The organism is Streptomyces scabichelini, from assembly GCF_011045015.1.
Classification (GTDB): domain Bacteria; phylum Actinomycetota; class Actinomycetes; order Streptomycetales; family Streptomycetaceae; genus Streptomyces; species Streptomyces scabichelini.
Genome location: NZ_JAAKZY010000281.1, coordinates 1 through 12,209 on the forward strand (window position 1 = coordinate 1; position 12,209 = coordinate 12,209).

The following is a 12,209-nucleotide window of genomic DNA, read 5'->3' on the forward strand; positions in this document are numbered from 1 at the left end:
AGCCCACCCCGCCCTTCAACGCCCCCGTCGCCCGCAGACTCCGCGCCGCGCTCGGCATGGGGCCCGAACATGTCGCGTACGGGATGCGGACCTCGTACGGACTGCCCCATGTGACACCCGATCTGGTCATGGCCTGGGAGAGCGGCGTCGTGCCGCCCGGCAATCCCGAACTGGTCGCGCTCGCGGGCGTGTTGTGGTGCTCGCCGGGTGAACTGATCGGCGCGCCACAGACGTTGCGTGAGTACCGGCTCGCGCGCGGCCTCGCCGCCGAGGACGTCGCGCGTGCCGTGGGGATCGAACTCCTCGCGTATCTGCGGATGGAGGAGAACAGCGAGTGGCGCGGCAACGAGCGGCAGTCGTCGGCTCTCGCCGAGGTGCTCGGCCTGTCGCTGGCGGATCTCGTCACCGTCAGCGGGCGCCACGAGAAGCTGGCCGAGCTGCTGCGCAACGCGTGCGGCACGCGGTGGCAGGCGTACGTGCGACAGGTCAGCAAACTGCTTCCGCTGGACCGGTATGTCGTGGAGGACGTACTGCGGTCGCTGCACACGGAGTACCAGCGGCAGATGGCACCCACCCTGAGCTGGGGCAACGGGACGATAGCCGTCGAGGCCGGTGACGCGGGCCGGGATTTCCTGAACCGGATCGTCGACCACTTCTGGTCGACCGTCCAGCGCAACAACGGCCAATGAGCGGGGCCGGCTCTAGAACACCGACTCCGCCTCGTCCATCCGGTCCTTCGGCACCGTCTTCAGCTCCGTGACCGCCTCCGCGAGCGGCACCATCACGATGTCCGTCCCCCGCAGTGCCGTCATCCGCCCGAAGTCGCCCCGGTGGGCGGCTTCGACGGCATGCCAGCCGAATCGGGTGGCGAGCACCCTGTCGTACGCCGTCGGTGTGCCGCCGCGCTGGACGTGGCCGAGAATGACCGGCTTGGCCTCCTTGCCGAGCCGCCTCTCCAGCTCGTACGCCAGTGCCGTACCGATGCCCTGGAACCGCTCGTGTCCGAACTGGTCGATCTCGCCGTGCCCGTAGTCCATGCTGCCCTCGGCGGGGTGGGCGCCCTCGGCCACGCACAGGACCGCGAACTTCTTCCCGCGGGCGAAGCGCTCCTCGACCATCTTGACCAGGTCGCCCGGGTCGAAGGCCCGCTCGGGCAGGCAGATGCCGTGGGCGCCGGCGGCCATGCCGGACTCCAGCGCGATCCAGCCGGCGTGCCGGCCCATGACCTCGACGACCATGACGCGCTGGTGCGACTCGGCGGTGGTCTTGAGCCGGTCCATCGCCTCCGTGGCCACGCCCACCGCCGTGTCGAAGCCGAAGGTGCGGTCCGTGGACGAGATGTCGTTGTCGATCGTCTTCGGTACGCCGACGACCGGCAGGCCCACGTCCGACAGCATGCGCGCCGCCGTCAGCGTGCCCTCGCCGCCGATCGGGATGAGCGCGTCGATACCGAACTCGCGCATCTCGTCCTGGGCTCCCTCACAGGCCTCGCGCAGCCGGTCGCGCTGGAGGCGGGAGGAGCCGAGGATGGTGCCACCGCGGGCGAGGATGCCGCCGACGTCGTCCAGGTCGAGGTTGCGGTAGCGGCCGTCGAGCAGTCCCGCGTAACCGTCCTCGAAGCCGATCACCTCGTCGCCGTAGTGGGCGACGGCTCGGTGCACGACCGACCGGATCACTGCGTTCAGCCCCGGGCAGTCGCCGCCTGCGGTGAGAACTCCGATACGCATCGTGCTGTTTCTCCTGCTCGCTGCTTGGTACGTGAGAGCTGTCGGTACGGGTGATCCGGTCCGATTGTTTCATGGGCCACTGGGGCACGCCGTGCGTGACCCCTGGCCCCCGTACAGCCCTGTCCACACACCCGGTTCCCCCACCGACATGACGGGTGCCCTAACGAGGCTCAGAGGTATTGTCAAGAGGGCACGGCCCACGATAGCGGCCAATTTCGACCATGAGGAAACGGAGATCACGCGTGACGCGCAGCGTGTACGTGACCGGGATCGACCGGGGCGACGGTCGCCAGGTCGTCGAGCTGGGAGTCATGGAGCTCCTGACCCGTCAGGTCGACAGGGTGGGGGTGTTCCGTCCTCTCATCCACGACGATCCCGACCGTCTCTTCGAGCTGCTGCGGGCCCGCTACCGGCTGGCGCAGGACCCGGCGACGGTCTACGGCATGGACTATCACGAGGCGTCCGCGCTCCAGGCCGAGCAGGGCACCGACGAGCTGGTCTCGCAGCTCGTGGACCGCTTCCACCGGGTGGCCCGCGAGTACGACGTCGTCCTGGTCCTCGGCACCGACTACGCGGACACGCAGTTCCCGGACGAGCTGTCCCTCAACGCCCGGCTGGCGAACGAGTTCGGCGCCTCCGTCATCCCTGTCGTGGGCGGCCGCAAGCAGACCGCGGAGTCGGTGCTCGCGGAGACCCGCAATGCGTTCCGCGCGTACGACGGTCTTGGCTGCGACGTCCTCGCGATGGTGGTGAACCGGGTGGCCCCGCCGGCCCGCGCGGAGATCCACGCGGGCCTCGACTCCCGGCTCCCTGTGCCCTGTTACGTGCTGCCGGACGAGCCCGCGCTGTCCGCTCCGACGGTCGCCCAGATCACCCACGCGCTCGGCGGCAAGGTCCTGCTCGGCGACGACGCGGGGCTCGCGCGCGACGCCCTGAACTTCGTGTTCGGCGGCGCCATGCTGCCGAACTTCCTGGGCGCCCTGACCCCGGGCTGCCTGGTCGTCACCCCCGGCGACCGAGCCGATCTCGTCGTGGGCGCCCTCGCCGCGCACAGCGCCGGCACCCCGCCCATCGCGGGCGTACTGCTCACCCTGAACGAGCGCCCCAGCGACGACGTCCTCACACTGGCCGCCCGGCTCGCCCCCGGCACCCCGGTCGTCTCGGTGGCCGGCAACAGCTTCCCGACCGCGGCCGAACTCTTCCCCATGGAAGGCAAGTTGAGCGCGGCGACGCCCCGCAAGGCGGAGACGGCTCTGGGCCTCTTCGAGCGGTACGTCGACACCGGCGGCCTCCTCGGGCGGGTCTCGGCGCCGAGCACGGACCGCGTCACGCCGATGATGTTCGAGCACAAGCTCCTGGAGCAGGCCCGCTCCGACAAGCGTCGCGTCGTGCTGCCCGAGGGCACCGAGGAGCGCGTCCTGCACGCCGCCGAGGTGCTGCTGCGTCGCGGCGTCTGCGACCTCACCCTGCTCGGCCCAGTGGACCAGATCCGCAAGAAGGCCGCGGATCTCGGCATCGACCTCGTCAAGGCGCAGATCGTCGACCCGGCGACCTCCGAGCTGCGCGAGCGTTTCGCCGAGCGGTACGCCGCGTTCCGCGCCCACAAGGGCGTGTCCGTGGAGCTGGCGTACGACGTGGTCTCCGACGTGAACTACTTCGGCACCCTCATGGTCGAGGAGGGCCTGGCCGACGGCATGGTGTCGGGGTCCGTGCACTCGACGGCCGCGACGATCCGGCCGGCCTTCGAGATCATCAAGACGAAGCCTGACGCGTCGATCGTGTCGTCCGTCTTCTTCATGTGCCTGGCCGACAAGGTCCTCGTGTACGGGGACTGCGCGGTCAATCCCGACCCGAACGCCGAGCAGCTGGCCGACATCGCCGTCCAGTCGGCCACCACCGCCCGGCAGTTCGGCGTCGAGCCGCGGATCGCGATGCTCTCGTACTCCACCGGCACGTCCGGCACGGGCGCGGACGTCGACAAGGTGCGCCAGGCCACCGAGCTGGTCCGGGCGCGCCACGACGACCTGAAGATCGAGGGCCCGATCCAGTACGACGCCGCCGTGGAGCCGTCGGTCGCGGCGACCAAGCTGCCGGGCTCGGAGGTCGCCGGACAGGCGTCCGTGCTGATCTTCCCGGACCTCAACACCGGCAACAACACGTACAAGGCCGTGCAGCGTTCGGCCGGCGCGATCGCCGTGGGCCCGGTCCTCCAAGGCCTGCGCAAGCCGGTCAACGACCTGTCCCGCGGCGCGCTCGTCGGCGACATCGTAAATACCGTTGCAATTACGGCAATCCAGGCTCAGGCGCAGACCCCCAGCCCAACGTCCCCGTCCCCGTCTCCGACCGCGAAAGCTTCCGCCCTGTGACCGCCACCCGCGTCCTCGTCCTCAACTCCGGCTCCTCGTCGGTGAAGTACCAGCTGCTCGACATGCGCGACAGCAGCCGGCTGGCCCTGGGTCTCGTCGAGCGCATCGGCGAGGAGACCTCCCGGCTGAAGCACACGCCGCTCGTCGGAAACGGCGGCGAGAACGGCGGAGGGAACGGCGGCGAGTCCCGGGAACGTACCGGCCCCATCGCCGACCACGAGGCCGCCCTGAAGGCCGTCGCCGAGGAGCTGGCCAAGGACGGACTCGGCCTGGACTCCCCCGAGCTGGCCGCGATCGGCCACCGGGTCGTCCACGGCGGCAGGCACTTCACGGAGCCGACGATCATCGACGAGAGGGTTCTCGCGGAGATCGAGCGGCTGATCCCGGTGGCGCCCCTGCACAACCCGGCCAACCTGACGGGGATTCGTACGGCTCAGGCGCTGCGCCCGGATCTCCCGCAGGTCGCCGTCTTCGACACGGCGTTCCACACGACGATGCCGGAGTCCGCGGCCCGCTACGCGATCGACGTGACGACGGCCGACGAGCACCGCATCCGCCGCTACGGCTTCCACGGCACCTCGCACGCGTACGTCTCGCGCGCGACCGCCCGGCTCCTCGGCAGGGACCCGTCCGAGGTCAACGTCATCGTGCTGCACCTGGGCAACGGAGCCTCGGCATCGGCTGTCCGGGCCGGCAGGTGCGTGGACACGTCCATGGGTCTTACGCCTTTGGAGGGGCTCGTGATGGGTACGCGCTCCGGGGACCTGGATCCCGCGGTCATCTTCCATTTGGCGCGCGTTGGCGGGATGTCCATGGATGAGATCGACACTTTGCTGAACAAGAAGAGCGGCCTGATCGGCCTGTGCGGCGACAACGACATGCGGGAGATCCGTCGCCGGGTCGAGGAAGGCGACGAGCGGGCGCGGCTCGCCTTCGACATCTACATACACCGCCTGAGGAAATACATCGGCGCCTACTACGCGGTGCTCGGCCGGGTGGACGCGGTCGCCTTCACGGCGGGGGTCGGTGAGAACGCGGCCCCGGTGCGCGAAGCTGCGGTCGCGGACCTGGAGGGGCTGGGCCTGGCCGTCGACGCCGAACGCAACTCCGTACGGTCCGACGAGCCGCGGCTGGTCTCGCCCGAGGGTGCGCGGGTCGCGGTGGCCGTCGTCCCGACCGACGAGGAACTGGAGATCGCCACCCAGACGTACGCACTCGTGGGGACCGGGAACGGCTCAGCGCAGGCCCACGCCTGAGCGCGTACCCGCCCATTTGTACCTTCCACCAGACGGAATATTCCGTAGCGAAACAAACCGATAGGATCGCCCCCATGCGCCGTTCCAAAATCGTCTGCACTCTTGGTCCCGCCGTCGACTCGCACGAACAGCTCGTGTCGCTGATCGAGGCCGGTATGAACGTGGCCCGCTTCAACTTCAGCCACGGCACGCACGCCGAGCACCAGGGGCGGTACGACCGCGTCCGGGCCGCCGCTCGGGAGACGGGCCGTGCGATCGGCGTTCTCGCCGACCTCCAGGGTCCGAAGATCCGCCTTGAGACCTTCGCCGAGGGACCGGTGGAGCTGGAACGCGGTGACGAGTTCACCATCACCACCGAGGACGTCCCGGGCGACAAGTCGATCTGCGGCACGACCTACAAGGGCCTGCCGGGCGACGTCGCCAAGGGCGACCAGGTTCTGATCAACGACGGCAACGTCGAGCTGAAGGTCGTCGAGGTCGAGGGCCCCCAGGTCAGGACGGTCGTCATCGAGGGCGGCGTGATCTCGGACCACAAGGGCATCAACCTGCCCGGCACGGCCGTGAACGTGCCCGCGCTGTCCGAGAAGGACGTCGAGGACCTGCGCTTCGCGCTGCGTATGGGCTGCGACCTGGTCGCGCTGTCCTTCGTGCGGGACGCCCACGACGTGAACGACGTCCACAAGATCATGGACGAGGAGGGCCGCCGGGTCCCCGTCATCGCCAAGGTGGAGAAGCCGCAGGCGGTGGAGAACATGGAGGCCGTCGTGGCGGCGTTCGACGGCGTCATGGTCGCCCGCGGCGACCTGGCCGTCGAGTACCCCCTCGAGAAGGTCCCGATGGTGCAGAAGCGCCTCGTGGAGCTGTGCCGGCGCAACGCGAAGCCGGTGATCGTCGCGACCCAGATGATGGAGTCGATGATCACCAACTCCCGTCCCACGCGCGCCGAGGCGTCCGATGTGGCCAACGCGATCCTGGACGGCGCGGACGCCGTCATGCTGTCCGCGGAGTCGAGTGTGGGCGCGTACCCCATCGAGACCGTGAAGACGATGTCGAAGATCGTCCAGGCCGCCGAGCAGGAACTGTTCGCCAAGGGCCTGCAGCCGCTCGTACCGGGCAAGAAGCCGCGTACGCAAGGCGGTTCGGTCGCCCGTGCCGCGTGTGAGATCGCGGACTTCCTGGGCGCCAGGGGCCTGGTGGCCTTCACCCAGTCCGGCGACACCGCCCGCCGGTTGTCCCGCTATCGCGCGGCCCAGCCGATCCTGGCCTTCACCCCGGACGAGTCCACCCGCAACCAGCTCGCGCTGAGCTGGGGCGTCGAGCCCCACGTCGTGCCGCTCGTGAGCAGCACCGACGAGATGGTCGAGCTGGTCGACCAGGAGATGGTCAGGCTCAAGCGGTTCAACGACGGCGACACGGTGATCATCACCGCCGGTTCGCCTCCCGGCGTGCCCGGCACCACGAACATGGTCCGGGTGCACCACCTGGGCAGCTGACTCCGGTCGCGTTCCCGGATTCGTATCCGATGCGTGTACGCCGCTGAGGGCGCCCCCTGCCGCGCAGGGGGCGCCCTCAGCTGTTTTGCGGCTCCCGGACCGGCCCTGTGGGGACTACCCGAGCGGCGTGTTGTACTGCTGCAGGCCGGGGACGGTCAGTGTTCCGCCGAACTGGGCGGCCTGCACGACCTTCACCTTGGTGAAGTAGATCAGCGGGATGTTCAGCGGCGGCGGGTGCTTCGGGTCGAACGTGACCGGGACCAGACCGAGCAGGTTGCCGGAGATGCTCTCCGTGTACATGACCGTCTTGCCGTCACGGATGGTGGACGTGGTCCCCTTGCCCGCCTGCACGTGGTGCTTGACGCCGGCGTCCTTGTCGTCGACGGTCTGGTGCAGATCACCGATGTCGGTGCCGTCGGAGATCACGTACTTGAGGACCTCCTTGACCGTGCCATTGGCGGTCTTGACCTTGACGACGCCCTGGTAGTCGGCGCCCTTGAGCAGCAGCGAGCTGGCCTCCAGCTGCCAGGGGTCGTCGGCCAGGGCCGGGATGCCCTGCTCGAGGCCGCCCTCGTCGTCCGTGGCGGCCGGGCAGTTCTCCGGGTCCGTGGTGGAGCTCGCGGACGGGCTGGGAGACGGGGACGCGGTGGCCTCGCCGGCTGCCTCCTCCGCCTTCTCCGCGGTGTCCTCGACGGCGCCCTCGGCCTTCTCGGCCGTGTCCTTCACGTCCTCGGCGGTGTCCTCGACCGTCTTCTTGGCCGTGTCGGTCGCCTCGTCGGTGGTGTCCTCGGCCTTCGCGCCGGCCTCGTCCTCGCTCGCCGAGGCGGAGGGGGTGGGCGACGGGCTCGCGCTCGCCTCCGCCTCCTTGTCGTCGGGCGTGAAGATGTCCTTCAGCGCCTCACCGACGCCCAGCGGGTCGAGCGGGTTCTTCGACTCGGACTCCGAGGGGGACGGCGACGGGGCCGGCTCGGCCTCCTCGGCGGGCGCCTTGGACTCCGAGGGGGACGGCGTCGGCTCGGGCTCGTCGTCGGAACCTGAATCCGAGGAAGAGCCGTCGCCCGACGAGCCGCTGTCCGCGGAGCTGTCGCCCGAAGCGTCCTCACCGGAGGAGCCCTGCTCCTCCTTGTCGTCGGACGCGGGGCCGCTCGCCGAGTCGGAGGGCGAGGGCGACGCCGACGCGTCCTTGCCCTCTTCGCTCTCCTCCTCCAGCGCGTCGACGCACTCCTTGTACTCGTCGATCGTCAGGTTCTTCCCCGACGGCTTGTCGTCGGCCCGGGCGAGCGTCGGCGTCAGACCCATGCCCATGAGGATCGCGGTCGGCATCGACGCGATGGCTATCGCCTTGCCCGCGGGCATCTGCAGCCTCGTCAACAAGGGCTTCTTGGGGGCTGCATGCCGCGGCCCGGTTCTCGCCCGGGGCTCTCGCGAGTCCACGCGGTGGACCTCCTCAGGCACTGTGCCTCCCGTTCGCCCCGTTGCTCGGGCTCGTTCCTGACAGATCGTTCGGCTCACTCGCCCCATTGGCCGCCACAGCCTCAGGGGCGCTTCCTTCGTCCGTACGGTCCGTCTTGGCCGGCTCCGCCGTGGGCTCCTCGCCGGGCACCCAGGACACGGCCATCGCGCCGCCGATGAGCGCGAGCAGGAAGCCGATGAGGAAGCCACCGAGGTTCGACACCGGAATGGACACCAGCGCCAGCAGGATCGCCGCCACACCGGCGAAGACCCGTACGTGCTTCTGGAACCACAGGCTGATCCCGAGCACGATCAGCAGCACGCCGATGATCAGTGAGCCCGCGCCCGCGGTGGTGGCCATCGCCAGGGTCAGATGACCGATCTGGAGATTCGCGTACGGGAAGTACGCGATCGGAAACCCGCCGAGCAGGATGAACAGACCGGCCCAGAACGGCCTGTTGCCCCTCCAGACGCGGAACCTCAGCCGCTTGTCGGTGAACTGGCTGCGCGTGGCTGGAGTCTCGGCGCTCATGGAAAACAGCTCCCTGGAACGGCGTTGCTGAGAGAGGTGAAAGCTGGGGGCAGGGTGGGGGGTGGCGGCTGTGCAGACCGGGTGGACCAGACGGAGAAGGTGGACCAGACGGAGAAGAGAGGACGAGAAGGGGGTGACGGGCGGGGAAGCGGACTCCCCCACCCGTCACGGAGTGCCTAGTAGCACTCCTTGACGCCCGCGGACAGCGACATCTTCAGCCCGCTCAGCTTGAAGGTTCCGGCAGTGGTCGCCCACGCCGTCTGCTTCACGTCCTTCAGCGTGACCGAGTCGGCCTGCTGCGCGAATCCGTACGGGTTCGCCCTGTCGCCCTTGGCGATGCCGGGACCCTTGTCGGCGTCTCCGGCGGCCACACCGATGTCGATGTTGCGGAACTCGGCGTCGGCGCTGAGGTCGGCGACGTCGATGTAGAGGTTCTCCGCCTGGACCGGCGTGTCACCGCCACCAGCCTTCAGGATGAGGCTGACGTTGCCGAGCACCGGGATGTTCGGCGTGACGACGGACTGGCACAGCTCCTTGATCGTCGCCTTCTTGAACGCCGAGACCGCGACGGGGTGCGACGTCTTCTTGCCATCGAGGGTGTACCCCGAGTCGATGGCGCCGTACTGGGAAAAGCCCGTGCCGTCCAGTTGCTTGGTCGTCACCTTGAACGACTGGCCCGACACGCTGAACGACGCGGCGAGAGCGCCCTGTGCCAGGGCGACACCTATCGCGGCGGTCGCGGCCACGCTGGGCACCATGACAACCGCGAACCGCTTCCATCTGGTCCCGCCACGCACCTGGGACTCCATATTTCCTCCTTCTCGGACGTACATCTCCGGCCCTGACGGCCCCCGGTCGGCGGCTCAGTCGGGCAGGGATGGGAGAAGTGCTACGTCCTCGGGAAGGAGAGCGCCCGCGCTCAGAAGCGCGAACCGCGCCCGAATTCACAAGCGATCACCCCCGAGCGACAACCACTGGTCGCGCCTGAACACTTCACGCACAACCTGCCGGACAGGCTCTGCCCGAGAGCAGAGACCCCCCTGTCCAAGGAGTGGCGCCACTGCCGCCGCTCCTACTCGGTGGGGACCCAGAAAACCCGTTGACCCGATTGGCTGTCGGGATGCGGGAATGGACCGAGCGTCGCCGATCGTGGTGCATTCTCGACGCCGCCGCAAGGGGGTTCGTTACTGGCTAGTAACGGCCGGATAACCGAACAAGTACCCGCCGGTATCGATCGACGACGCAGGGTGTCCCCGAGGTGGGTAACAAAATGATTGATCTTCGGACGGAACCCGACAGATCAGCGCCCGCGTCTTACTCCAAGTAACAGCGGCCGCGTTTACCAAGTTTTGGTAAAGCACGGCCGCAGTGTCGCTGGGTCGACAAATCTCCCACTCAGGCCCCAGGGGCCCCAGTGGTTTAGGGACTGGTCAGAACAGGGCGCGCGCCAGTGCTCTGCGTGCAGCAGTCACACGCGGATCGTCACCACCGACGACCTCGAACAGTTCCAGCAGTCGCATACGAGCGGCATTCCGATCGTCACCGACCGTACGCGCCACGGTGTCGACGAGCCGCCCGAAGGCGTCCTCCACATGACCGCCCACCAGATCCAGGTCGGCGGCGGCGATCTGCGCCTGTACGTCGGCGGGATTCTCGGCGGCGGCCTTGCGCACCTGCTGCGCATCGGCGTTCTGCACCCGCTGGAGCAACTCGGCCTGGGCCAGGCCCAGTTTGGCCTCCGTATTGCCCGGGTCATCACTCAGCACGTTTTTGTACGCCTGCACCGCACCGCTCAAGTCCCCCGCGTCCAGGGCCTGTACGGCGGCTTCGAGCAGCGCGTCGTACGGGCCGACCGGCACCGCGGGAGCCGCCTCGGCCTCCTCGCCGCCGGCCTGGGCGTCCGGGTCGACCGTCACGCCGGTCAGCCCGAAGCGCTGCTCGGCGACCTGGATGAGCTGGTCCAGGGTGCCCCGGATCTGCGCCTCGGGGGCGGCTCCCTGGAAGAGCGGCAGGGCCTGCCCTGCCACCACCGCGAAGACGGCCGGGATCCCCTGGATCCCGAACTGCTGCATCAGCATCTGATTGGCGTCGACGTCGATCTTGGCGAGTACGAACCGGCCGCTGTATTCGGCGGCGAGGCGCTCCAGGAGCGGGCTCAGCTGCTTGCACGGCTCGCACCACTCGGCCCAGAAGTCGATGACGACGGGCACCTCGGTGGAGCGCTGCAGGACGTCACGCTCGAACCCCGCCTCATCCACATCAATGACAAGACTGGCGGCGGAGACGGCACCCCCGCCGCCCTGCTTCGCCGCTTCGGCGCGCGCCTGCTCCGCCTTCGCCTTGGCCTCCTGGGCCGCCTTCACCGCGGCGAGGTCGACGACTCCGCTCATGGACATGTTCCGTGGCTGCATGAGTACATCCTCCCCCCTCCGCGCACGTACTTGAAAAGCACTGTGAAAGCCGGGCCTGCCGTGCGGTGTTCGGCGCCGGGTCCCCACCCGGCGCCGGCGTGGTCGTCGCTCACACGCGAGCTTTCGCTACGAGCCGTAGCGTAACTGTCCCGGGAATCCCCGCGAAACCATGCCTCGGTGATCTCCCTCACCCTGTCGTCGCCCACGACGTCACAGGAATGGCCGGATATGGTCAGCGGATGCAGAGCCGCACTTCCGCCCCACGTGCCACAGGGCGCCCGCGCAGCGCCACCGCGGACGCCGCGATCCTGGCGGCGACGCGTGCGGCACTGGTCGAACTGGGCTGGTCCAAGCTGACGCTGGGCGACGTGGCGTCCCGCGCGGGCGTCGCCAAGACGACCCTCTACCGCCGCTGGGCCGGCAAGAACGAACTCGTCGTGGACGCGGTGGCCGCCCTCTTCGACGAACTGGAGATCCCCGACCGCGGCAGCCTCGCGGCGGACGTGGAGGGCGTGGTCCGGCAGTTCGCGTCGATCCTGGACCGCCCGGAGGCGAAGACCGCCCTGATGGCGGTGATCGCGGAATCGACCCGTGACGCGCCGCTGCGCGAACGCATCCGCACGTCGATCGTCGACCGCCAGAAGCGGCTCGTCCTGGAGGGCCGGGCCCGCGCCCAGGCCCGCGGCGAGCTGCCGCCCGAACCGGATCCCGAGACGGCGGCCCGCTCCGCGGACCTGATCTTCGACGTGATCGCCGGCGCGGTGGTGCACCGCACGCTGGTGAGCGCGGAGCCGGTGGACGAGACGTGGGCGCGCCGCTTCACGGGGGTGCTGCTGAGCGGCCTTACGGCCGGGGGCTCACCGGGCTGAGCCGTGGCTGGGGTCCGGGTGTCTCGCCCCCGCCGCCCTTACCCGTCCCGTCCCTTGCGGCTTCGCCCCAGACCCCACCAGGGGGCTGCGCCCCCTGGTGGGG

10 protein-coding genes are annotated in these 12,209 nt (G+C 69.3%); 5 read left to right on the plus strand and 5 right to left on the minus strand.

Features of this window, described 5'->3' with window-relative positions:
• Positions 1 to 689, plus strand: a 689-nt coding sequence (locus tag G5C60_RS45605; protein WP_165269305.1) for a helix-turn-helix domain-containing protein, incomplete at its 5' end; no start/stop codon positions are given.
• Between the two features lie 12 nt (positions 690 to 701).
• On the opposite strand, the gene G5C60_RS45610 is transcribed toward G5C60_RS45605, so the two are convergent.
• Complete coding sequence (locus tag G5C60_RS45610; protein ID WP_165269307.1) at positions 702 to 1,727, minus strand: ATP-dependent 6-phosphofructokinase; 1,026 nt, start codon at positions 1,725 to 1,727, stop codon at positions 702 to 704.
• Between the two features lie 242 nt (positions 1,728 to 1,969).
• On the opposite strand from G5C60_RS45610, the gene pta reads away from it, so the two are divergent.
• The 3 genes from pta (at position 1,970) to pyk (ending at position 6,842) form a co-directional block, all read left to right on the plus strand.
• A complete protein-coding gene (gene pta / locus G5C60_RS45615) occupies positions 1,970 to 4,093 on the plus strand; it encodes a phosphate acetyltransferase (protein ID WP_165269309.1) in 2,124 nt (707 codons plus the stop codon).
• Positions 4,090 to 5,349, plus strand: a complete 1,260-nt coding sequence (locus tag G5C60_RS45620) for an acetate/propionate family kinase (RefSeq protein ID WP_165269311.1) — start codon at positions 4,090 to 4,092, stop codon at positions 5,347 to 5,349. The genes pta and G5C60_RS45620 overlap by 4 nt, the downstream gene beginning before the upstream one ends.
• Before the next feature lie 74 nt (positions 5,350 to 5,423).
• The gene (pyk, locus tag G5C60_RS45625; RefSeq protein WP_165269313.1) at positions 5,424 to 6,842 is read left to right on the plus strand and encodes a pyruvate kinase; all 1,419 of its coding nucleotides are present in this window, start codon (positions 5,424 to 5,426) and stop codon (positions 6,840 to 6,842) included.
• 114 nt (positions 6,843 to 6,956) lie between these two features.
• On the opposite strand, the gene G5C60_RS45630 is transcribed toward pyk, so the two are convergent.
• From G5C60_RS45630 to G5C60_RS45645, 4 genes are all read right to left on the minus strand, one after another.
• Positions 6,957 to 8,213, minus strand: a complete 1,257-nt coding sequence (locus tag G5C60_RS45630; RefSeq protein WP_420907474.1) for a hypothetical protein — start codon at positions 8,211 to 8,213, stop codon at positions 6,957 to 6,959.
• A 76-nt stretch (positions 8,214 to 8,289) separates the two neighbouring features.
• Entirely contained in the window at positions 8,290 to 8,826 is a 537-nt protein-coding gene (locus G5C60_RS45635; protein WP_165269317.1) for a DUF6114 domain-containing protein, read from the minus strand.
• 176 nt (positions 8,827 to 9,002) lie between these two features.
• Positions 9,003 to 9,635, minus strand: coding sequence for a DUF6230 family protein (locus G5C60_RS45640; protein WP_165269320.1), 633 nt, complete (start codon positions 9,633 to 9,635; stop codon positions 9,003 to 9,005).
• 621 nt (positions 9,636 to 10,256) lie between these two features.
• Complete coding sequence (locus tag G5C60_RS45645; protein ID WP_165269322.1) at positions 10,257 to 11,237, minus strand: tetratricopeptide repeat protein; 981 nt, start codon at positions 11,235 to 11,237, stop codon at positions 10,257 to 10,259.
• A 239-nt stretch (positions 11,238 to 11,476) separates the two neighbouring features.
• Between G5C60_RS45645 and G5C60_RS45650 the strand changes: the two genes are divergently transcribed.
• Positions 11,477 to 12,106, plus strand: coding sequence for a TetR/AcrR family transcriptional regulator (locus G5C60_RS45650; RefSeq protein WP_165269324.1), 630 nt, complete (start codon positions 11,477 to 11,479; stop codon positions 12,104 to 12,106).
• The last annotated feature ends 103 nt before the right edge of the window (positions 12,107 to 12,209 follow it).